The organism is Pseudonocardia sp. ICBG601 (genome assembly GCF_020496245.1).
This window is the reverse complement of the sequence record NZ_JAHLJA010000017.1, coordinates 1-21,584: the sequence shown is the minus strand read 5'-3', so window position 1 is coordinate 21,584 and position 21,584 is coordinate 1. Positions and strand designations below refer to the sequence as shown.

General features: G+C 72.6%; 22 protein-coding genes and 3 pseudogenes. 11 read left to right on the top strand and 14 right to left on the bottom strand.

The window, feature by feature from the left end:
- Positions 1–49: 49 nt before the first annotated feature.
- From rplI to rpsF, 4 genes are read right to left on the bottom strand one after another with little or no spacing between them, the layout of a single operon-like run.
- The gene (gene rplI / locus KPL57_RS06995; RefSeq protein WP_060714209.1) at positions 50–496 is read right to left on the bottom strand and encodes a 50S ribosomal protein L9; all 447 of its coding nucleotides are present in this window, start codon (positions 494–496) and stop codon (positions 50–52) included.
- A gap of 14 nt (positions 497–510) precedes the next feature.
- Positions 511–747 (bottom strand): 30S ribosomal protein S18, encoded by a 237-nt coding sequence (gene rpsR, locus KPL57_RS06990; RefSeq protein ID WP_020623471.1) that lies wholly within the window; start codon positions 745–747, stop codon positions 511–513.
- Positions 748–801: 54 nt separating this feature from the next.
- Positions 802–1,341 (bottom strand): single-stranded DNA-binding protein, encoded by a 540-nt coding sequence (locus KPL57_RS06985; protein ID WP_020623470.1) that lies wholly within the window; start codon positions 1,339–1,341, stop codon positions 802–804.
- An 11-nt stretch (positions 1,342–1,352) separates the two neighbouring features.
- A complete protein-coding gene (gene rpsF / locus KPL57_RS06980) occupies positions 1,353–1,667 on the bottom strand; it encodes a 30S ribosomal protein S6 (RefSeq protein ID WP_043277749.1) in 315 nt (104 codons plus the stop codon).
- A gap of 306 nt (positions 1,668–1,973) precedes the next feature.
- Here rpsF and KPL57_RS06975 point away from each other — a divergent pair, with 306 nt between their 5' ends.
- Complete coding sequence (locus KPL57_RS06975) at positions 1,974–2,741, top strand: deoxyribonuclease IV (RefSeq protein WP_149662710.1); 768 nt, start codon at positions 1,974–1,976, stop codon at positions 2,739–2,741.
- A gap of 59 nt (positions 2,742–2,800) precedes the next feature.
- On the opposite strand, the pseudogene KPL57_RS06970 reads toward KPL57_RS06975, so the two are convergent.
- The 6 genes and pseudogenes from KPL57_RS06970 to KPL57_RS06945 form a co-directional block, all read right to left on the bottom strand.
- Positions 2,801–3,710 (bottom strand): annotated as a pseudogene (locus KPL57_RS06970) (IS5 family transposase); the annotation flags it as partial.
- Between the two features lie 14 nt (positions 3,711–3,724).
- On the bottom strand, positions 3,725–4,402 hold the full coding sequence (locus KPL57_RS06965) for a CoA pyrophosphatase (RefSeq protein ID WP_043277752.1): 678 nt from the start codon (positions 4,400–4,402) through the stop codon (positions 3,725–3,727).
- 262 nt (positions 4,403–4,664) lie between these two features.
- A complete protein-coding gene (locus KPL57_RS06960) occupies positions 4,665–6,299 on the bottom strand; it encodes a glycosyltransferase family 87 protein (protein WP_374203680.1) in 1,635 nt (544 codons plus the stop codon).
- A 98-nt stretch (positions 6,300–6,397) separates the two neighbouring features.
- The gene (locus tag KPL57_RS06955) at positions 6,398–8,860 is read right to left on the bottom strand and encodes a transglycosylase domain-containing protein (RefSeq protein ID WP_226350951.1); all 2,463 of its coding nucleotides are present in this window, start codon (positions 8,858–8,860) and stop codon (positions 6,398–6,400) included.
- The gene (locus KPL57_RS06950) at positions 8,857–9,009 is read right to left on the bottom strand and encodes a hypothetical protein (RefSeq protein WP_158071549.1); all 153 of its coding nucleotides are present in this window, start codon (positions 9,007–9,009) and stop codon (positions 8,857–8,859) included. Before KPL57_RS06950 ends, KPL57_RS06955 begins: the two co-directional genes overlap by 4 nt.
- Complete coding sequence (locus KPL57_RS06945) at positions 9,002–9,397, bottom strand: DUF5318 family protein (protein ID WP_075312604.1); 396 nt, start codon at positions 9,395–9,397, stop codon at positions 9,002–9,004. Before KPL57_RS06945 ends, KPL57_RS06950 begins: the two co-directional genes overlap by 8 nt.
- A gap of 194 nt (positions 9,398–9,591) precedes the next feature.
- Between KPL57_RS06945 and KPL57_RS06940 the strand changes: the two genes are divergently transcribed.
- From KPL57_RS06940 to KPL57_RS06925, 4 genes and pseudogenes are all read left to right on the top strand, one after another.
- Complete coding sequence (locus KPL57_RS06940) at positions 9,592–10,236, top strand: PadR family transcriptional regulator (RefSeq protein ID WP_060714214.1); 645 nt, start codon at positions 9,592–9,594, stop codon at positions 10,234–10,236.
- Between the two features lies 1 nt (position 10,237).
- Entirely contained in the window at positions 10,238–11,317 is a 1,080-nt protein-coding gene (locus KPL57_RS06935; protein ID WP_043276188.1) for an inositol-3-phosphate synthase, read from the top strand.
- Positions 11,318–11,682: 365 nt separating this feature from the next.
- Positions 11,683–12,285: a C40 family peptidase gene (locus tag KPL57_RS69410; RefSeq protein WP_308252804.1), complete on the top strand. Its 603-nt coding sequence runs from the start codon at positions 11,683–11,685 to the stop codon at positions 12,283–12,285.
- A gap of 14 nt (positions 12,286–12,299) precedes the next feature.
- Positions 12,300–13,209 (top strand): annotated as a pseudogene (locus KPL57_RS06925) (IS5 family transposase); the annotation flags it as partial.
- A gap of 144 nt (positions 13,210–13,353) precedes the next feature.
- Here the strand turns inward: KPL57_RS06925 and KPL57_RS06920 are convergent.
- Complete coding sequence (locus KPL57_RS06920; RefSeq protein ID WP_226350710.1) at positions 13,354–15,030, bottom strand: IS1634 family transposase; 1,677 nt, start codon at positions 15,028–15,030, stop codon at positions 13,354–13,356.
- Between the two features lie 128 nt (positions 15,031–15,158).
- On the opposite strand from KPL57_RS06920, the gene KPL57_RS06915 reads away from it, so the two are divergent.
- Positions 15,159–15,899 carry an SDR family oxidoreductase gene (locus KPL57_RS06915; RefSeq protein WP_226350949.1) on the top strand — a complete coding sequence of 247 codons (741 nt, stop codon included), beginning with the start codon at positions 15,159–15,161 and terminating at the stop codon, positions 15,897–15,899.
- Here KPL57_RS06915 and KPL57_RS06910 read toward each other — a convergent pair.
- On the bottom strand, positions 15,877–16,782 hold the full coding sequence (locus tag KPL57_RS06910) for a LysR family transcriptional regulator (RefSeq protein ID WP_043276195.1): 906 nt from the start codon (positions 16,780–16,782) through the stop codon (positions 15,877–15,879). The two genes, KPL57_RS06915 and KPL57_RS06910, sit on opposite strands and share 23 nt — an antisense overlap.
- Positions 16,783–16,864: 82 nt before the next feature.
- Between KPL57_RS06910 and KPL57_RS65980 the strand changes: the two genes are divergently transcribed.
- From KPL57_RS65980 to KPL57_RS06890, 5 genes are all read left to right on the top strand, one after another.
- Positions 16,865–16,999 carry a hypothetical protein gene (locus KPL57_RS65980; RefSeq protein WP_020621925.1) on the top strand — a complete coding sequence of 45 codons (135 nt, stop codon included), beginning with the start codon at positions 16,865–16,867 and terminating at the stop codon, positions 16,997–16,999.
- Entirely contained in the window at positions 16,996–18,018 is a 1,023-nt protein-coding gene (locus tag KPL57_RS06905) for a DMT family transporter (protein ID WP_226350948.1), read from the top strand. The genes KPL57_RS65980 and KPL57_RS06905 overlap by 4 nt, the downstream gene beginning before the upstream one ends.
- A complete protein-coding gene (locus KPL57_RS06900) occupies positions 17,957–18,436 on the top strand; it encodes a DUF1707 domain-containing protein (protein WP_226350947.1) in 480 nt (159 codons plus the stop codon). Before KPL57_RS06905 ends, KPL57_RS06900 begins: the two co-directional genes overlap by 62 nt.
- 74 nt (positions 18,437–18,510) lie before the next feature.
- Positions 18,511–19,266 (top strand): UPF0158 family protein, encoded by a 756-nt coding sequence (locus tag KPL57_RS06895; protein ID WP_020621928.1) that lies wholly within the window; start codon positions 18,511–18,513, stop codon positions 19,264–19,266.
- On the top strand, positions 19,263–19,718 hold the full coding sequence (locus tag KPL57_RS06890) for a HEPN domain-containing protein (protein WP_020621929.1): 456 nt from the start codon (positions 19,263–19,265) through the stop codon (positions 19,716–19,718). Before KPL57_RS06895 ends, KPL57_RS06890 begins: the two co-directional genes overlap by 4 nt.
- 28 nt (positions 19,719–19,746) lie before the next feature.
- On the opposite strand, the gene KPL57_RS06885 is transcribed toward KPL57_RS06890, so the two are convergent.
- Entirely contained in the window at positions 19,747–20,523 is a 777-nt protein-coding gene (locus KPL57_RS06885; protein WP_226350946.1) for a hypothetical protein, read from the bottom strand.
- Positions 20,524–20,570: 47 nt separating this feature from the next.
- Positions 20,571–21,584, bottom strand: a pseudogene (locus KPL57_RS06880) (class I tRNA ligase family protein); the annotation flags it as partial.

Sequence of the window (21,584 nt, the reverse complement as noted above, 5' to 3'; positions counted from 1 at the left end):
CCGAACCCCGCCCTGATCACGCTCGGTGGTCGTACGACCACCGGACCGCTCAGCTCGCGACGACCGCGATCGGCAGCTCGGTGGTGACCTCCGGGTGCAGGCGGACCTGCACCTGGTGCTTGCCCAGGGTCTTGAGGTGACCCGGGACGTCGATGCTGCGCTTGTCCAGCAGCGGACCGCCGGCCGCCTTGACGGCGTCGACGACCTGGGCCGGGGTGATCGAGCCGAACAGGCGGCCCGTGTCGCCGGCCTTGGCCGAGACGGTCACGTTGATGTTGCGCAGCTGCGAGTCGACCTGCTGGGCGTGGCCCAGGTCGCGGATCTCGCGGGACTTCTGGGCCCGGCGGATCTGCTCGACCTGCTTCTCGGCGCCACGGGTGGCGACGACCGCGAGCTTGCGCGGCAGCAGGTAGTTGCGGCCGTAGCCGTCCTTGACCTCGACGATGTCACCCGGGGCACCCAGGTTCGGGACGTCGGCGTTGAGGATGAGCTTCATGTGTCTCCCCTTCCTCAGCGAGCGGTCGAGGTGTACGGCAGCAGGGCCACCTCGCGGGAGTTCTTGACCGCGACGGCGACGTCCCGCTGGTGCTGCCGGCAGTTGCCGGAGACCCGACGGGCACGGATCTTGCCGCGGTCGGAGATGAACTTCCGCAGCAGACCGGTGTCCTTGTAGTCGATCAGCTGGGCCTTGTCCTTGCAGAAAGCGCAGACCTTCTTCTTCGGCTTGCGCACGATGGCCTTGGCCATGGTGGTGCTCCTGGAGATCGTCCTCCGCCCGTCACGGGCGGAGAGGTACGTGGATCAGAAGGGGGGCTCGTCGTCGGACGCGGCGCCACTGCCCGCGGGCGGGGCCGAACCCCAGGGGTCGTCATAGCCGCCGCCGGAGTTGCCTCCGCCGCCGGAACCGCCACCCTGTCGGGCGCCACCGCCGTCGTAGCCACCGCCGCCGCCACCGAAGCCACCGGAGCCTCCGCCCCGGTTGACCTTGTTGACCTTGGCGGTCGCGTAGCGCAGGGACGGGCCGACCTCGTCGACCTCCATCTCCACGACGGTCCGCTTCTCGCCTTCCTTGGTCTCGAACGACCGCTGGCGCAGACGACCCTGGACCACGACGCGCGCGCCGCGGGTCAGGGACTCGGCGACGTTCTCCGCCGCCTGGCGCCAGATGTTGCAGCGCAGGAAGAGCGCCTCGCCGTCCTTCCACTCGCCGGACTGGCGGTCGAAGGTGCGCGGGGTGGACGCCACGGTGAAGTTGGCGACCGCGGCGCCGGACGGGGTGAACCGCAGCTCGGGATCCGCCGTCAGGTTGCCCACGACGGTGATGACGGTCTCGCCGGCCATGACGGCTCCAATCAGCCGGCGGCGGGCGCCGGCGTGCGGGTGACGTCCTTGCGCAGGACCTTGGTGCGCAGCACGGACTCGTTCAGACCCAGCTGGCGGTCCAGCTCGGCGACGGTGGCGGGCTCCGCGGTGATGTCGAGGACCGCGTAGATGGCCTCGCCCTGCTTCTTGATCTCGTAGGCCAGGCGGCGCTTGCCCCAGACCTCGATCTTCTCGACCGATCCGCCGTCGTTCTTCACGACGGTGAGGAACTGCTCCAGGGACGGCTGCACAGTGCGCTCGTCCAGGCCGCCGTCGAGGATGACCATGACCTCGTAATGACGCATGAGAACCACTCACCTCCTATGGACTCGAAACGGTCACGGCCCGGACGGCCGTGACAGGAGGTTCTCAGTGCACCCCGACAGTTTCCGGCGGAATGCACGGGACCTGCGGGGATGCCGGTACAGGCTAGCAACGGCCGGTCCGGCCCCGACCTGCGGGTACGGGGATCGCCGTGGCGGGTCCGGGTCGTGCCCGCGGGGGCGCCGGTCGCCGTACGGGTGCCCGGTCCGCGGCCTCCCGCGGGGGAGCGCCGCGGCGGACCCCACCGGCGGCCGAGGACTGTCGGGGGTCCTCGCTACCGTGCCCGCATGCAGATCGGAGCACACGTCCGCGACGCCGAGGACCCCCTGGCCGCGGCCGCCGAGGTCGGGGCCGAGGTGATCCAGCTCTTCCTGTCCGACCCGCAGGGCTGGAAGAAGCCGCCGCCGCACCCGCGGGCCGCGGAGCTGGCCGCCTCGGACGTCGCGGTGGTGGTGCACGCGCCCTACACCGCGAACGTCGCGTCCACGAACAACCGGATCCGCATCCCCAGCCGCACGATCGTCCAGCACCACCTGGCCGGGGCCGCCGAGGTCGGCGCGTTCGGGCTGGTCGTGCACGGCGGCCACGTCACGAAGGACGACGACCCGGCGGTCGGCGTCGACAACTGGCGTAAGTTCGTCGAACGCCAGGCCGGTGAGCACGGCTTCGACGTGCCCGTCCTGATCGAGAACACCGCGGGCGGGGACAACGCGATGGCCCGCCGGTTCGACGCGCTGGGCCGGCTGTGGGACGCCGTGGGCGAGTTCGGCGTCGGGTTCTGCCTGGACACCTGCCACGCCTTCGCCGGCGGCGAGGAGCTGGCCGGGATCGTCGAGCGGGTCCGGGGGATCACCGGGCGGATCGACCTGATCCACCTGAACAACTCGCGCGACGCGTTCGACTCGGCCCGCGACCGGCACGCCAACATCGACGACGGCACGATCCCGCCGGACGAGCTGGCCGCCGTCGTCGCGGCGGCGGGGGCGCCGGTCGTGGTGGAGACCCCGGCCGAGGGGCAGGCCCGCGACATCGCGTTCCTGCGGGAGCACACCTGAGGCGGGCTCGGGCGGTACCGGCGAGCCGGCCGGCCGGCGTGAGCCCCGGGGCGCCTCAGAGCGTGTTTGGAAATTCTAGTGGGTTGAGGGTGTCGTGTGTTTCTGCTGGCGGGTGGCGGGGTATCCACGGGCGATGCGGCGGGTGATGGTGTTGATCGCGGCCCAGCGGATCATGGCTTCGGATGTGGTGGGGTGGCGTTCGTAGTCTCGGGCCAGGCGTCGGTGTGCGGTGAGCCAGGCCAGGGTCCGTTCGACCACCCACCTTCGTGGGAGGACGGTGAATCCGCGCTGCTCGGGTGGCTTGCGGATGATCTCGATCGTTGTCTGCAGGATCGTGGCGGCCCAGTCGAGCAGTCGCCCGGCGAAGCCGGCGTCGGCGTAGACGAACCGCACCCTGGTGCGCAGGTAGAGGTTGAGCAGGATCGGCTTGGCGCCGTCGCGGTCCTGTACCGAGGCCGAGCACACCATCGTGGTCAGCAGCAGACCGAGGGTGTCGGTCACGATGAACCGTTTCCGTCCGCCTGTCTTCTTCCCGGCGTCGTAGCCGCGGGAGTCCTGGCCGACGGTGTCGGCGCCCTTGACCGACTGGGAATCGATGATCCCCGCACTCGGCTCCGGATCACGGCCCTCGGCGATACGTAACTGCCCCCGCACGACCGGGAGGATCTTCTCGGTGACCTTCTGCTGTTCCCACTGGTTGAAGTACCAGTAGACGGTCTGCCAGGGCGGGAAGTCCACCGGCAACGCCCGCCAGGCACACCCGGTCCGCACGACATACAAGATCGCGTCCAGCACGTCCCGACGAGCATGAGCAACAGGCCGCCCCCGCCGCGCGAGCGGCGGTAACAACGGCTCGATCACCACCCACTGGGCATCACTGGTGTCCGAGGGGTACCGGCGCGGTCGTTCCTGCATGCCGACCACGATGGAGCACCCCAGCCGTGTCGACCATCCCGACACACCCACCATTTCCAAACACGCTCTCAGCGCCAGGCGAAGACCGGCTGCTCCAGGTGCGCGACCCGGGTGGGGCGCCCGTGCAGGACGACCTCGCGGAACTGGTGGAGCACCGCGCCGGTGGGGGCGTGGACGAAGCGGCCGAACAGCGGCACCTGGATCACCGGGGCGTCGGACTCGGGGATCGTGAGGAACCGCGGCTCGTGGTCGATCTCGGCCAGCGGCGGGCGGTACAGCTCGGCCACCTCGTCCGGGTTCGGCGTCGGCTCGCCCGCACCGCCGGCCCACAGCACGACCGGGGTGATGACGTAGCCGGATCGGGTCGGGTAGTCGTCGAGCAGGCCGAGCACGCGGTCCGGACCGAGCTCGAGCCCGATCTCCTCGGACACCTCGCGGCGCCCCGCCTCCTCGGCGGTCTCACCCGGGTCGAGCCGCCCGCCCGGTAGGGCCCACTGCCCGGAGTGCGCCCGCAGCGACCGGGCGCGCCGGGTCAGGACGAACGCGACCTCGTCGGCGAGGCGGCCGTCGCCGGTGGCACCGGGGACCGGCAGCAGCGTCAGGGTGACGGCGGCGGCCCGCTTCCCCGCCCGGTCCGCCTCCGACGCGGCCCGGCGCTCGGCCGGCGGGAGCGTCGTCAGCGCCGCCTCGACACGCTCCCGCAGCCGCTGCTGCACCGGTTCCGGGACCACCACGTCGTCGGCCATGTCCCGATCGTCGCACCCGGCCGGGCACCGCACCGGTCTCCGTCGCCGCCGCACACGTCACACCCCGTGCGGCGCCACCCCGCGCCGTGCCGGGCCCTCGGCGGTCTCGCCGGTCGGTGGCCGCCGCGGCTGCGTCGCTGGTGGTCCGGCACGCGGCCGCGACCGATCGAGGACGTCGCGCACCATGCCGGGCCCGGTGCCGCACGGGGCCCGGTGCCGGACCGCCAGGGCGGCCGCGCAGCCGGCCGGACGGAGCCGCGGGTCAGTCCACGGGACCGCGCCGGGGGCGGGCCGCCCGGGACGGCCACGGCCGGGGTGCGGCCGCGCGAGTGGCCCGGCCGGAGCCGGTGGACCGGGTCGCGCCGTCCGGACCGGCGGCACCGGGTCCGCCGCCGTCCCCGCTCCGGCGCCGCCCGCTCCGTGCGGGCACGGCCCCGGCGGACGCGGCGGCGGGCACTGTGGGCGCTGCGGGCACTGCGGGCACTGCAGCCCGGGAGGGACGTGGGCCGACCGGCCAGACCGGCTCCGGGTCCCGGCCCGGGTCGGTGCCGGGCCGCAGGATCTGCCGGACGACGAGCACGCACAGGGCGACGACCACGGCGTCGCGGACCAGCACCGTCACCAGGAACGGCTCGGGGGGCAGCCCCTTGTTCGCGACGCCGAGGTACTGGTACATCCGCGGCACCCACACCAGCGCGTCGACGGTCATCCACGCCAGCAGCAGCCGCCAGCGCGGCAGGGCGAGCACCGCGAGCGGGACCAGCCACAGCGAGTACTGCGGGCTCCACACCTTGTTCAGGAGCAGGAACGCCGCGACCGTCAGGAAGGCCAGCTCGGCGACCGCGGGCGGCCGCGGAGCGCGCAGCGCCAGAGCGGCGATCGCGACGAACGCCAGCGCCATGAGCACCGCGGTGACGGTGTTGAGCACGGTGGGGGACTGCCCGTCACCGAGCGGGCCGTCGAAGCCGGACCAGCCGGTGAACCAGTACAGCGAGTACCAGACCGAGTCCGGGTCGGCCGGGCGCGTGCGGTTGAGCAGGAAGAACTCGGCCCAGCCGCGGGGCCAGGCCAGCGCGACCGGGAGGTTCACCGCCACCCAGGCGAGGACGGCGGCGCCGATCGTCCAGGCGGCACGCGGGAGACCGCCGTCGTCGCGGCGTCGCCAGCCGACGAGCAGCACCGGCAGCAGGAGCAGCAGCGGGTAGAGCTTCGCCGCGCCGCCGATCCCGAGCAGCACCCCGGCCCAGACCGGCCGGTCCCGGCGCAGCGCGAGCAGCGCGCCGGTCGCGAGCGCGACGGTGAGCGTGTCGAAGTTGGTGAACGCGTGCACCACCACCAGCGGCGACAGCGCGACCAGCGCGGCGTCCCACGGGCGTTCCGGGCGGAGCATCAGCACCGCCCACACGACCACCAGCCAGGCCATGGCCAGCCAGATCGCGGTGACGTCGAAGTAGACGACGACGTCGAGCGCGGTCGGCAGCGGCAGCCGCTCGGCCAGCCACTGCCAGCCGTCGGTCAGCTGCGCGTTGAGGTACTGGAACATCCCGGTGACGACCGGGTACTCCATGTACCGGGCGGTGCGGGAGCCGTCGGCGGCGGTCTCGAACCAGGCGTCGCGGTAGGGCACGGCGTCGTCGGCGAGACCCTCCAGCCCGTAGAGCGGGACGGTGTCGGAGTAGCACATCGCGACGTACTGGCGGTCGTTGCGCCAGTCCAGCGCGAGCGCACCGTCCGGGGTGCGGTACTCCTGCAGGCAGGCCGCCTTGCCCAGCCAGCCCAGCGCCAGCACGACGACGGCGAACAGCAGCACCACCCGCAGCGGCGTCCACCACCGGGACCGTCCGACGAGTGCGTGCCGGCCCATCGGGCCGCCGACGACCCGACTGGCGGCGCGCACCAACGGCTCGGTCCAGGTCGGGATGTCCCGGTCCCGGACGCCCGCCCCCGGCGCCTCGCGGGGGGCGGGCGGTGCGGCTCCGGGCCGGGCGCCTGCGGTCAGTTGTCGCCCCCGCGGCCCGGACGGTCCCGGCCCGCGTCGGAGCCCGGCTGACCATCGCCGTCACCGCTGCCGTCGCCGTTGCCGCCGTCGCCGTCACCCGACGCGTCGCCCGAGCCGTCGCCCGAGGAGTCACCCCGGTCCGCGCGGTCACCCCGGTCGCCGTTGTCGCCGTTGTCACGGCCGTCGCCGGGCTCCTGGGTGGTGGTGGTCTGCTGCTCGTCACCCTGCCCCGAGTCGTTCGAGACGGCCCGCGCCGGGGCCTGACCGATCGGCTCGAAGTCGGAGAACTGCTCCACCGGGGTCCCCCGCAGCACGTCGGTCATGAACGACTGCCAGATCGAGCCGGGCAGCATCCGCCCGTAGACCGGACGTCCCGCGGAGTTCTTGATCGGGGAGTTGTCGTCGGTACCGACCCACACCGCGGTGGACACCGACGGGGTGTAGCCGACGGTCCAGGCGTCGTTGTTCTGACCCTCGACGCTGCTCTGCACGGTGCCGGTCTTCGCGGCGACCGGACGCCCGTCCAGCCCGATCCGCGACGAGCTCGCGACGTCGGTCATGGACTCGGTGACGTTGCGGGCGACCTCGGCCGGCATGACCTGCTGGCCGTTGTCGGTGCTGCCGCGGTCGTAGATGACCCGGCCGTCGCTGGCGGTGACCTTCGCGACCAGGAACGGGTCGCGCCGCATGCCGTCGGCCGCGAACGTGGCGTAGGCCGCGGCCATGTCCTCGGGGTGGACCTCGCGGTCGCCCAGCGAGATGCCGCCGGTGGGGTTCGGCAGCAGGTCGGCGGGGATGCCCGCCTGGTGCGCGGCGTCGGCGACGCGCTGCGGGCCGACGTCGAGGCCCATCCGGTAGAAGACCGTGTTGATCGACTTGGTCATGGCCTCCTTCACCGAGCACTGGCCGCAGCTCACGCCCTCGGAGTTGGTGACCGTGGTGCCGGCGAGCTCCTGGGGGGAGGAGCCGTCGTAGATCGTGCCGAGGCCGACCGGCGGGTTCGCCTGCAGCGCCGCCGCGAGCACGAACGGCTTGAACGACGAGCCGGGCTGCTTGAGCACCGAGGCGTAGTCGAGACCGACGCCGTTCTCCCCGCCGAAGTAGGCGATGACCGCGCCGGTCTTCGGGTTCACCGACACCAGCGAGGACCGCAGGTTGTCGGGCTGGCCCTCCATCACCTTCTGGACGGCCTTCGCCGCGTCCTCCTGGGCCTTCGGGTCGATCGTCGTGGTGACCGTCAGGCCCTGTGTGTTGATCTCGGTCTCGGAGATCCCGAGCTTCTCCAGCTCGGCGCGGGCCGCGTTGTAGATGTGGCCCTTGTCGTCACCGGGGATGCCCCCGCCCTCGGCCGCGGAGGCCTCCCGCCACTGCGGGAACCTCTGCTGCGCCCGGTCGGCCGGGCTCATCCAGCCCTGGGCGACCATGCCGTCGAGCACGAAGTTCCACCGCTGCTGGGACATCTCGAGGTTCTTCGCCGGGTCCCAGCGCGACGGCGACTGGATCAGCCCGGCGATCATCGCGCCCTCGGAGGCGTTCAGGTCCTGGACGTTCTTCCCGAAGTACGCCTGGCTGGCGGCCTGGATGCCGTAGGCGCCGCGACCCAGGTAGATCGCGTTCAGGTAGTTGCCGAGGATCTGCTCCTTGGTCATCTCCTTGGACATCTTCGCGGCCAGCACGACCTCGCGGAACTTGCGGAACAGCGAGTACTGGTCGTTGCCGGTGGTCACCTTGATGTACTGCTGGGTGATCGTCGAGCCGCCGCCGATCCCGCCGGAGAGCTGGTTGATCACTGCCCGCGCGATGCCGGTGATGTCGAAGCCGGGGTTGGAGAAGAACGTGCGGTCCTCGGCGGACAGCACGGTCTGCTGGACCGGCACCGGCACCTGGGACAGGTCGACGCTGGTCCGGTTGACGTTGTCCGGCCGCACGGTGGCCAGCGGGGCGCCGTCGGCGTAGGTGAAGGTCGCGACCTGGGTGACGGCGATGTCGTCGGCGGCGGGGACCGGGAAGACCAGCCAGCCGATCGCGAAGGCGACCAGCGGGCCGATCACCGCGACCGCGGCGAGCCCGATCAGCCAGCGCCGGAGCCGGCGACGACGGCCGGGCTTCTTCTTCCCGTCGCCGCCGTCGCCGGGACCGCGACCGTCGGAACGACCGGGCGGGCCGGGCGGCCGGCCGCCCCCGGCCCCACGACGGGGGGCCGTGGCCGGTGCCGCACCGGCCGCCGCCGCACCGGCCGGCGGACGGCCGGTGCGCTGCGGGGCCGCCGTGCGCGGGCCGGCCTGGGCCGGCCGGACGACCGGGTCGAAGTGGCCGACCCCCGAGTCGTCGTGGGTCAGCAGCGGCGGAGGGGGCTGGGGGACCGGGCGCGGCGGCGGTCCCGCGGGCGCGGGACGGCCGCCCACCGGCGGACGGCCGGGGGGCGGCGGGGTGCGCCGGGGGTCACGCTCGTCGTTCACCGGGCGGCTCCGTGGGATGCGGTGGACCGGATCCGCAGCAACCCGGGCCGGGGGTGCCCGGGGCCGAGGGGATCCGGCGTCGGACCGGCGCGGTGCACGCGGTCCGGGTGGTCGTGCTCGTCGGGCAGGGCGCCATCGGACTCAGCCACCCGCACTCCGCCGGCCACGGCGGGGGCGGCCGGTGCCGAGGACGAACGAGCGGACCAGGTGGTTCCAGCGGCACTCGGTGCACACCTCGACGACGTGTACCGAGAAGTCGGGCACCTGCGCCGCGAGCTGCTCGAGGTCCGCCGCGGAGCGGGCCGAGCCGGAGACGTGACGCAGACTCTCGCCGAACACCCAGGAGACCTGGGCGAGCTCGTCGTGCCGGCAGACCGGACAGGCCCGATCGGCGGGGGCGCCGTGGAAGCGCGCGGCGCGGAGCAGGTAGGCACCCGCATCACACACCTCCTCACGGCCGACCCGACCGGCCCGGACGTCGGCCAGCAGAGCACGGCGCTGCAGGGCGTAGTCCACCACCTGTCGCGGGCTGAGCACCCGTCCAGGGTACGCGGGACGGACCCGCGGACCCATCGCCGTCCCGCACGGGGCCCCGCGGGCACGACCGTTCCGTACCTGGTCGGGGGACTCGTCCGGTCCGCGGTCGCCTGTGATCACGATCATCACACGGGCGGATCGATGTATCGGACCGATAGGGTGACCGGTCAGCGGTCCGCACGGAGGAGGTCGCGATGCTGGACTTCGCGGTCCTCGGCCTGCTCCAGGACGGTCCGCTGCACGGGTACGAGCTGCGCAAGCAGCTCGGTCGCCGGCTCGGCGGCTTCCGCGCGTTCTCCTACGGCTCGTTGTACCCGGCCCTGCGCCGGCTGCTCCGGGCCGGGTCGATCGCGGAGACCACCGACGAGGCGGGTGATCAGTACGGACGCACTCCGGGACGGCTGCGACGGGGCAGGCGGGTCTACCGCATCACCCCGGCGGGCCGGGACCGGTTCGCTGCCATGCTCGCCGAGGCCGGCCCCCAGGCCTGGGAGGACGGAAGCTTCGACGTGCACCTGGCGTTCTTCGCGCGGACACCGGCGGAGACCAGGATCCGGATCCTGGAGGGCCGCAGACGGGCCGTCGAGGAACGCCGGGACGGCCTGCGCACCGCGCTCGGCAGACCCTGCGAGGGCGTCGACCGCTACACCCGCGAGCTGCACCGGCTCGGGCTGGAGTGCTCCGAGCGCGAGGTGTGCTGGCTGAACGAGCTGATCGCGACCGAACGGGCCGAGCAGGATGCCACGGACGGCCGTGACGAGAGGACCTTCCCCGGCGGCGGGCCATCCCGGCCCGCGACCGGCGGGGTACGACAGGACGAGACAACAGGAGGAGCCTGACATGAGCCAGGTTCGGGTGGCGGTCGTCGGCGTGGGCAACTGCGCGGCATCGCTGGTCCAGGGGGTTCACTACTACGCGGACGCCGATCCGTCGACCCAGGTCCCCGGCCTGATGCACGTCGACTTCGGCGGGTACCACGTCCGGGACGTGACCTTCGTGGCCGCGTTCGACGTCGACGCGAAGAAGGTCGGTCAGGATCTCGCCGACGCGATCTCGGCCAGTGAGAACAACACGGTCAAGATCGCGGACGTGCCGCCGCTCGGGGTGACCGTGCAGCGCGGGCCGACCCTCGACGGTCTCGGCCGCTTCTACCGGGAGACCATCACCGAGGCCGACGGCGAGCCCGTCGACGTCGCGGCGGTGCTGCGCGACACCGAGGCCGACGTGCTGGTGTCCTACCTGCCGGTGGGCAGCGAGGACGCCGACCGGTTCTACGCACAGGCCGCGCTGGACGCGGGTGTCGCCTTCGTCAACGCGCTGCCGGTGTTCATCGCCTCGGACCCGGAGTGGGCGGAGAAGTTCCGCGCGGCCGGCGTCCCGATCGTCGGCGACGACATCAAGTCCCAGGTCGGCGCGACCATCACCCACCGGGTGCTGGCGAAGCTGTTCGAGGACCGCGGCGTGCAGCTGGACCGCACGATGCAGCTCAACGTGGGCGGGAACATGGACTTCCTGAACATGAAGGAGCTCGAGCGGCTGGAGTCCAAGAAGGTCTCCAAGACCCAGGCCGTCACCTCGCAGGTGGACCGGGACATGGGCAAGGGCAACGTGCACATCGGCCCGTCGGACTACGTGTCCTGGCTGGACGACCGCAAGTGGGCCTACGTCCGGCTCGAGGGCCGCGCGTTCGGTGACGTCCCGCTGAACCTGGAGTACAAGCTCGAGGTCTGGGACTCCCCGAACTCCGCGGGTATCATCATCGACGCCGTGCGGGCGGCCAAGATCGCCAAGGACCGCGGCATCGGCGGACCGATCCTGTCGGCGTCGAGCTACTTCATGAAGTCGCCGCCGGAGCAGTACCGCGACTCCGAGGCGCGCGACAAGGTCGAGGCGTTCATCCGGGGCGAGATCGACAACTGATCGGTTTCTCGGTACAACGGCCCGGGGACGACCGCGCAGGTCATCCCCGGGCCGTTCCGTACCGGAGACGTTCCGGAATCTGAAATTACCGATCCGGAATGTTCTCGTTATTCGTCGTGATCGCAGTCATGCAATGAATGTGTTCTGCGTCATTTAATCGAGCGATATCTGTTCGTAATGTGCGGTCCGGCCTTGCGCGACCACCGCCCATCCGGGGTGAGGGGTGCAGGGTCACCGCCGGGCGACGACGCGGGCGGGTCGTGAGCGCTGTCCGGTCTCCCCACCGGAACTCCCCCTTCGTACCGGCGTCCACGGGTCCCGCCCCGACCGCTCCTCCGGTGGTGCAACATCCCGAGGACCCCACCGTGCCCCAGCGTCATTCCGCTCCGGCGCTCCGCGTCGCCGTCGTGGCCACCACTGCCGCCGCGGCCGCAGTTCTGTCCGTGCTCCCCGCCGCCACCGCGGCCCCCACGGGCACCACCGCTTCCGCGGCACCCACCGCGGAGACCGTGACCCGTGCCGTCGCCCCGGCCGCGAACGTGCTGCCGACGCGCGGCGCGAACCCGGCCGCGCTCTCGGTCTCCTCCGCGGCGCAGGCCGCGGCCCCGGCCGCGCAGGCCGTCGCCGCACGCAGCGGCGCGATGTCGACCGCGCTGGCCCAGCTCGGCAAGCCCTACCGCTGGGGCGCCACCGGCCCGAGCGCGTTCGACTGCTCCGGCCTGGTCCGCTACGCCTTCGCCAAGGCGGGCAAGGACCTGCCCCGCACGAGCCGTGCCCAGGCCCAGGTGGGCACCCCGGTGTCGAAGTCGAACCTCAAGCCCGGTGACCTGGTCTTCTTCTACAGCCCGGTCAGCCACGTCGGCATCTACATCGGCGGCGGCCAGATCGTGCACGCCTCCACGAGCGGTCAGCCGGTGAAGATCTCCGACGTCGACCGGATGCCGTTCAACTCGGCCCGCCGGGTCTGAGAGCGTGTTTGGAAATGGTGGGTGTGTCGGGATGGTCGACACGGCTGGGGTGCTCCATCGTGGTCGGCATGCAGGAACGACCGCGCCGGTACCCCTCGGACACCAGTGATGCCCAGTGGGTGGTGATCGAGCCGTTGTTACCGCCGCTCGCGCGGCGGGGGCGGCCTGTTGCTCATGCTCGTCGGGACGTGCTGGACGCGATCTTGTATGTCGTGCGGACCGGGTGTGCCTGGCGGGCGTTGCCGGTGGACTTCCCGCCCTGGCAGACCGTCTACTGGTACTTCAACCAGTGGGAACAGCAGAAGGTCACCGAGAAGATCCTCCCGGTCGTGCGGGGGCAGTTACGTATCGCCGAGGGCCGTGATCCGGAGCCGAGTGCGGGGATCATCGATTCCCAGTCGGTCAAGGGCGCCGACACCGTCGGCCAGGACTCCCGCGGCTACGACGCCGGGAAGAAGACAGGCGGACGGAAACGGTTCATCGTGACCGACACCCTCGGTCTGCTGCTGACCACGATGGTGTGCTCGGCCTCGGTACAGGACCGCGACGGCGCCAAGCCGATCCTGCTCAACCTCTACCTGCGCACCAGGGTGCGGTTCGTCTACGCCGACGCCGACTTCGCCGGGCGACTGCTCGACTGGGCCGCCACGATCCTGCAGACAACGATCGAGATCATCCGCAAGCCACCCGAGCAGCGCGGATTCACCGTCCTCCCACGAAGGTGGGTGGTCGAACGGACCCTGGCCTGGCTCACCGCACACCGACGCCTGGCCCGAGACTACGAACGCCACCCCACCACATCCGAAGCCATGATCCGCTGGGCCGCGATCAACACCATCACCCGCCGCATCGCCCGTGGATACCCCGCCACCCGCCAGCAGAAACACACGACACCCTCAACCCACTAGAATTTCCAAACACGCTCTGAGAGAAGCGTGCGGAACGCAGCTCAGCTCTGAACGCAGCTCAGCTCTGAGCGCACCCGCTCCCCGGTACGACCGGCCCCGTCCGCGCGCAGGACGGGGCCGGTCGTCGTAGGTTCACCGGGCCTGACTTCGGTCACTTGTCTTAGTGCTTCGCCGCGGGCTGACGGAGCGCGTCGAGGAGGGCCTGTTTGTCGGCGGGGACGGCGGGCGGGAAGGTCTGCTGGGTGCCGTTGATGGCGATGGTGGCCGAGCGCAGTGGTCGGAGCTGGCGGACGACGTTGCGGATGGTGAGCCCGGTGCGGTTCTGGATCTCGCGGGCGACTGCGAGGGCGGTGAACACGATGGTCAGGTGCGCTTCGATGGACTGGCGTTGGTGGTGGAACATCGGGCGGGCGCGTAGGTCGGTTTTGCTCATCCGGAAGGACTGCTCGACGTGCCAGAGGTCGTGGTAGTCGCCGATGATCTCCCCGGCCGCTGCGCCGCCGGCCGGGATGTTGGTCACGTAGCCCTTCAACCCGACCAACCGGTATGCCCGAGCCAAGGAGGCCTCGTCCAGGGCGCGGGAGCCGTTGGTGACCTTGACGAACCGCGGTGTGCGCGCGGGCTTCTCGCCGGCGATGACCTCGCGGGCCCGGTTCTCCTGCAGGGTCAACGTGCGCCGGTCCCGGACGGCCCGCTTCGTGGAGTAGGCCCAGACCGCCCGCCAGGATCCCGGATGCTGGTTGGGGTTCCAGACGGGCTCGGCCTTGACCTTCGGGCTGTTCTCGCTGCGCCCGGTGCGGCGGTCGCGTGGTGTGAGGGTGTCGATGATCTGCCCGTCGACGAAGGCGTCGCCGTGCCAGTGGAAGTGCGACTCCAGGTCAACCGGGGCCTTGGTGAGTCGGGAGCCGACGATGAACCGCAGGCCGGCCTCGTCGAGGTCGCGCAGGTTCGCGGCCGAGAGCATCCCTGCGTCGGCGACCACGACCATCCCGCCCGGCTCGACCGGCAGCTGGTGTCGGGCCCGGAAGGCCTCGATGATCGGCAGGATCGTCGCGGTCTCGGTCTTGTTGCCCTCGAAACAGCCGATCTCGAGGGGGAACCCTGCGCGATCGACCAGCAGCCCGACGACGACCTGCGGGTCGACCCGGCGTTCCTTGGAGAACCCGACCTTGCGCAGGTCGTCCTCCTTCTCCGCCTCGAAGTAGAGGGTGGTGACGTCGTAGAGACACAACGACACATCCCCACTGCCACGGGCGTGGGTGAAGCAGGCCCTCGCGATCTCGTCGCGGTAGCTGCGCCCGGTGCAGCGCAGCAGGGTGCGGCGCATCGTCTTTTCGCTCGCCGCGGTGACGCCCAGACCGGCCAGCACCCGACCGGTGTCCAGGATGGACGTGGGCTCGACGATCCGGGCGATCACCAGGTCGCGGAACGTGTCATCAGCGACCTCTGCGAACCCGAGGCCCGCGTAGACCTCGGCGAGGATGTCGAACAGCACCCGCGACCCGGTCGTGATCACCTGCGGCGCACCCACCCGCCGGGTTGTGGTGCTCGGGGCGCGCCGCGGCATCTGGCCGAACAGCCCCTCCTGCGTGGCACCGCCGGCCGCGGTGGGCGCGATCAGCTCGGCCCGCCGGGGTGACGGCGCGACGCCCAGATCCAGGGCCTGCTGTGCAGCGTCGTCGATCAGCCCACGGGCCTGCTCGACCAGCAGGCCCAGCTCGGCCTCGGTGTGCGCTGACCCGACATGGGCCACGATCCGTCGATGGCCCTGCACGGACTCGGCGATCTGGACCGCGGTCGCCCCGGAGGCCGTCCGTACCCGCCTCACCCACGCCACCTGACCGAGCGTAGAGCACCGAATTAGTGCCTCACACCGCTCCCGCGCAAACACATCACCGCAGCTCAGCGCAGTACAAGCTGCGAAACCAGGCTCGGGTGACCAAAGTCAGGTCGTAGGTTCACCGGGTGACCGCTCCCCGCCGCCCGCTCGCCCTGATCACCGGTGCCTCCCAGGGCATCGGCGCCGCCACCGCCCGGCTGCTCGCGCCGCGCTACGACCTGGTCCTCGGCGGCCGGGACGAGAAGCGGCTGGAGGCCCTCGCCGATGAGCTGACCGAGGCGGGCCCGGTCGCGGTCCGCACCATGGCCGTCGAGCTCACCGACGACGACGCGCTGGCCACCGCCCTCGACGGCATCGACCGGCTCGACGCGCTGGTCCACTCGGCCGGGATCGGGGAGCTGGGCACCGTCGAGGAGACCACCGCGCAGACCTGGCGCCACCAGTTCGACGTCAACGTCGTCGCGGTCGCCGAGACGACCCGGCTGCTGCTGCCCGCGCTGCGCGCGGCCGGGACGGACACCGGGTCCGACGTCGTGCTCGTCAACTCCGGCGCCGGGCTCACCGCCCGCCCGGGCTGGGGTTCCTACGCGGCCAGCAAGTTCGCGCTGCGCGCCTTCGGCGAGGCGCTGCGCGCCGAGGAGTCCGGCAACGGCATCCGGGTCACCTCCGTGCACCCGGGCCGGGTGGACACCGCGATGCAGGAGCGGGTCGTGGCCCAGGAGGCGGCCGCAGCCGGGACGGCGGACGGCGGGTACGACGGCTCGAAGTTCCTGCGCCCGGAGTCGGTCGGCGCCGCGATCCTTGCCGCGCTGACCGCGACCCGCGACGCCCACCTCACCGAGATCATGGTGCGCCCGCAGGGCTGAGGGCGGACTGCGCGCGCAGCTCGTCGAGCGCCGCCAGCAACGGTGGCGCGGCAGCGGCGGCGTCCCGGACCACCGCGAGGATCGTCCGCACCGGCGTGGGGCGCACGACCGGCACCGCGCAGGTCCCGGCCGGCAGGTCGACGGCCCCGAGCCGGGGGAGCACGGTGACTCCGATGCCGGCGGCGACGAAGGCCAGCGCCGTGCGGTAGTCGTGAGCCTCGACGTGGAACGGCGGGCGGAACCCGGCGGCGGCGCAGGCCTCGACCAGGTTGCGCCGGCACCACCCGCGGGCGAAGTCGTTGTCCACCCATCGCTGCCCGGCCAGGTCTGCCAGGTCGACCTGCTCCGCCCCGGCCAGCGGGTGATCGTCGGGCAGCACCACGACGTAGGGGTCGTCGAGCAGGTGGTGCACCGAGAACCCGGGCCAGGCCTCGTAATCCGGTCGCTCGACGGCGATCTGCAGGTCCGAGCGGTCGGCCGGGTCGTCGGGCAGCCACTCGCGCAGGGCCAGGTCGAGTCGGACGCCCGGGAAGCCACCGGTCAGCCTGCGCACGACCCGCGGCATCCAGGCGGACCCGACGGAGGCGAAGTAGGCGAGCGACAGCGACCCGGTGCGCCCGGTGCGCAGGTCCTCGACGAGCACCTGGGCCTCCCCGAGCCGGGCCAGCACCGCGTCGGCCTGTTCGGCCAGCAGCAGCCCTGCCGCGGTCGGCCGCAGCCCGCGGCCCACCCGCTCGAACAGCACCAGACCGGTCTCCCGGGCGAGCGCGGTGACGTGCTGGCTCACCGCCGACGGCGTGTACCCCAGGTTGGCGGCGGCGGACTGCACCGACCCACCGGCCACGACCGACCGGAAGATCATCAGACGATGGGTGTCGAGCACCGCCCGACCGTACAGCAGAACTGAATCCAGGAACAGAACATGTCGCTGGTGCTGAACCGTGGGGCGGTCCGACGATGTCCTCATGACCACCGTGCACCTGGGGCTGCTCGCCCTCACCACGCCCGCCGTCCTCGCCGCGCTGTACCGGTCGTTCCGGGACCGACCGCGACGGCTGCCCGTCCGCACCGGCTACGACACCCGCCGGCCCACCCTGTGAGCCCCGCGACCCGGTCCCGCCTGCTGCCGCTCGCCGCCGCGGCCACCACCGTCGTGCTGTGGGCGTCGGCGTTCGTGGCCATCCGCGCCGTCGGTCACGACCTGTCCCCGGGTGCGCTGGCCCTGGGGCGGATGCTGCTCGGGGCCCTGACCCTGACCGCGATCCTGAGCGTCGTCCGCGCCCGGAGACGCACCTCCGGCCCACCGCTGCCCCGCGGACGCCTGCTGGCCGCGGTGGCGATCTGGGGTGCGGCCTGGTTCGGCGTCTACAACCTCGCGCTGAACGCGGCCGAGCGGCACCTCGACGCCGGCACCACCGCGCTGCTGGTGAACGTGGCGCCGGTGGTCGTCGCCGTCCTGGCCGGGCTGCTGCTCGGGGAGGGCTTCCCCGCGCGGCTGCTGGCCGGGATGGGCGTCGCGTTCGCCGGGGTGGTGCTGATCGCGGCCGCCTCCTCCGCCGGGGGCGTCGACCTGTCCGGGGTGCTGCTGGGGCTGCTCGCCGCGCTGGTCTACGCGGGTGCGGCCGTCGCGCAGAAGCGGCTGCTGCCTCGGGTGGACGCCCTGACGATGACCTGGACCGGCGCGGTCGCCGGGGCCGTCGCACTGCTGCCGTTCCTGCCGTCGCTGGTCGCCGAGCTCGCCACCGCACCGGCGACGGCCGTCGCCGGCGTCGTCTACCTGGGGGTGTTCCCGACCGGCGTCGCGTTCCTGACCTGGGGGTACGCCCTGACCCGCACCACAGCGAGCAAGCTGGCCGCGACCACGTACGCGATCCCGCCGCTGGTGGTCGGACTGTCCTGGGCGCTGCTCGGGGAGGTGCCCGCACCGGCCGCGCTCGCCGGCGGCCTGCTCTGCCTGGTCGGCGTCGCCGTCGCCACCCGTCCGGCCGGGTCCCGGGGTCGGGGATCCTCCGAACGACCGACCCCGGTGACCGGCTCGGTCACTACGCTCGACGGGCATGGGGGAGTCCAGGGACGACGAGCGGTCCGTGCTGCGGGTGTCGGACGCCGAACGGAATGAGGTCGCGGAACGGCTGACGCTGGCGCACGACGAAGGCCGGCTGTCCCTGACCGAGTACGACGAGCGGTTGCAGCAGGCCTACGCGGCGACCGTCCGCGCGGATCTCGACCGGCTGGTCGCCGACCTGCCCGCGGTGGAGCGCACGGCCCTGCCGTCGGTGCGTGCCGAGACGGCGGAGGTGGAGAAGGCCGAGGCAAGGCGTGAGCACCTCACCGAGTGGCGGTCGTGGGCCGGCACCGCGGTCATCCTGACCGGCATCTGGGTGGTGACCGCGGTCTCCGCGGCCTCCGACGGGGAGGGGCTCCCGTTCTTCTGGCCGATGGTGCCGATGGGGATCTGGGCCGCGGTCCTCGTCGCACAGTTCTTCTTCGGCTCCGATGACGAGGACGACGACGAGGACGAGGACGACAAGGACTGACGACGAGGACCGACGCGAGGATCGAGGCCCTGCGACGGCTGCCACGCGCCCCGGACCGGGCATAGAGTCGCCCCGTGCTCGACCCCGCCCGCCTCGATCTGTCCGCGCTCGCGGACGCGCTCGAGGACCGCACGCCGGAGGTCACCTGGTACCTCGACCCGGCCGACGCCGAGGTGCACGGCGTGTCCGGCGGCACCCGGCCCGATCCGGACTGGGTGGAGATCCGGCCGGTGACCAGCCGGGAGTCCTATCGGGACATGTCCGACTTCACCGCGGGCGTGCAGCACCGCCGGGCCGCGGCGTTGCTGGACCGCGCGATCGACGGCCGGGGCGCGTTCCGCCGGTTCAAGAACACGCTGTTCGAGTTCCCCGAGGTCCGTGACCAGTGGTACCGCTTCCGCGACGCCCGTGCCCGGCGCCGGGCGGCGGACTGGCTGGTCGCGGCCGGCCTGATCGGTGCCGAGGACGGCGAGCGGATCAAGGCCCGCCACCCCGATCCGGACCCGTCCAACGACGACGTGCCCGCCGCCGTCGCCGACGACCTGGCCCTGCTCTACGGACCCCGACTGCGCCAGGTGCTGCTGTTCGGGTCCTGGGCCAGCGGGGAGGGCTCGGTCGAGTCCGCGATCGACCTGCTCGTGGTGCTCGACGACGACGGGGTCCCGATCCTGCCCTGGGAGGAGGTCCGCGCGATGGACGACGTGCTGTGGCAGCACACCCGGCGGACCGGGCTGACGATCAGCGTGCTGCCGGTCGGGCAGGGCGAGCTCGTCCGCGCCGCCGACCCGACGGTCGTGCGGGCCCGCGCCGAGGCGGTGCGGGTCCGGTGACCCGGCGGGTGCACGGCGGGCTCGCCCGGGCCCGGGTCGAGCTGGGCGGGGCCCGGGTGCTGGCGGAGAACGGCTTCGGCGACGCCGCGGTCTCCCGCGCGTTCCACGCCGCGTTCCGCGCCGCCGAGACCGCGCTGCTGGTGCTGGGGGAGACCCGCGCCGAGCACTCCGAGGTGGTCAGCGCGTTCGTGCGCCGGGTCGTGCGGGAACGGTCGCTGGACCCGCGCGCCGGTCGGCTGCTGCGGTCGCTCTACAACCGGCGGGCGCTGGCCGACCACTCCGACGCGACCGCCCCCGCCGCCGAGGCGCGCGCCGCTCTCGACGACGCCGCGTTCGTCCTCGACGCCGTGGAGGCCTGGCTCGCCGAGCCCGCCCTGTCCACGCCCCCGGCACCGGAGAACGGGGCGACCCGGCGGCCGGAGAAGCCGGTCCGGCGCGGGTCCCGGGCCTGACCGGCCGCGGCGGCGGTGACCGCGCGGGTCAGAAGAAGTCCCCGCCGAAGTCGGAGTCGTTGTCGAACAGGCCCCCGCCGTCGAAGCCGCCGTCGAAGCCCGGGTCGGCTCCGTCGACCCCGCCGTCGAAGCCGCCGTCGAAGCCCGGGTCGTCGAGCGCCGCGCCGTCGGCGAACCCGTCGGCGTAGGCGGCCTGGTCGGCGCCGGCCATCCCGCTGAACAGCGAGGTGAACAGCAGCGCCGAGCCGACGCCCCAGGCCCCGGCGACGAGTGCGGGCTTCCACCAGGGCTCGGAGTACCAGCCGCGCGGCACCGGGCGCCCGGCGACGGTCCCACCGGGGTAGTAGTGGCTGTTGCGGTCGGTCGGTCGCGGCGACGCACCCAGGCTGCGACCCTCCACCTCGACCTCGCGGTCCTCGGTGACCTCACCGGCGCGGGACTGGCCGGGCAACGGCGGCAGCTCGGGTCCGGGGTCCATGCCCATCGCGGTGCGTGCGGCTCGGACGTAGTAGAGGCCCTCGTAGGCGGTCTCGGTGACCTGCCGGCACTGCGCGGGGGTCCGCGCCTGCTCCATCTGCGAGCCGGCCGCGGTGTAGCGCTCGGCCGCGTCGGCCAGCGCCTGGCGGCTCGCCTCGTCGGTCCCGGTCAGGGCCAGGACCTGGCCGCCGAGCCGTTCCACCCAGCGCCGGGACTCGGCCTGGGCGTCGGCCAGGGCGGCGGCGGAGTCCGCGTTGTGCCGCCGGACCAGCCAGACGACGGCCGCGACGACGGCCAGCACCACGATCAGGGTCAGGACTGTGCTCATGACGGACCTCCTGCCCGCCTCAACGGGCAGGAGGTCGCCCGCGTTCCCTACCGGACGACGTTGACCAGGCGCCCCGGGACGACGATGACCTTCTTCGGCTCGGCCCCGTCCAGCGCGGCGACGACCTTCTCGTCGGCCAGCGCGGCCGCCCGGATGTCGTCCTGGCCGGCGTCGGCGGCGACGACGACCCGGGAACGGACCTTGCCGTTGACCTGGATCGGGTACTCGACGGTGTCCGCGACCAGGTAGCGCTCGTCGGCGACCGGGAACGGGGCGTAGGCCAGCGTGTCGTCGTGGCCCAGCTTCTGCCACAGCTCCTCGGCGATGTGCGGGGCCAGCGGTGCCAGCATCAGCACCAGCGCCTCCGCGACCTCGCGCTCGACCGGCGTGCCCCGCTTGGTCAGGGCGTTGTTCAGCTCGATCAGCTTCGCGGCGGCGGTGTTGTAGTGCAGCGCGGGGTAGTCGGCGCGGACGCCGGCGCTCGCCTTGTGCACGGACCGCAGGATCTCCTCCGACGGCGCCGTGTCGACGACGGTGACCTCACCGGTCGTCTCGTCGACCAGGTTGCGCCACACCCGCTGCAGGAACCGCTGCGGGCCGACGACGTCGCGCGTCGACCACGGGCGGGAGGCGTCCATCGGACCGGTGTACATCTCGTACAGCCGGAAGGTGTCCGCGCCGTAGCGGTCGCACATGTCGTCGGGCGTCACGACGTTCTTCAGCGACTTGCCCATCTTCCCGTACTCCCGGGTGACGGGCTGCCCGTTCCACGTGAAACCGGCGGTGCCGTCCTCCCCGACGACCTCGACGACCTCCTCGGCCGGCACGTAGGTGCCGCGGGCGTCGGTGTAGGCCCAGGCCTGGATGTAGCCCTGGTTGAACAGCTTCCGGAACGGCTCCTCGCTGCTCACGTGGCCCAGGTCGAACAGGACCTTGTGCCAGAACCGCGAGTACAGCAGGTGCGCACGGCGTGCTCGACCCCGCCGACGGTACAGGTCGACGCCGCCCGGGTCGGCGACCGACCGCGCCGTGTCCTTGCCGATCCAGTACTTCTCGGCCTC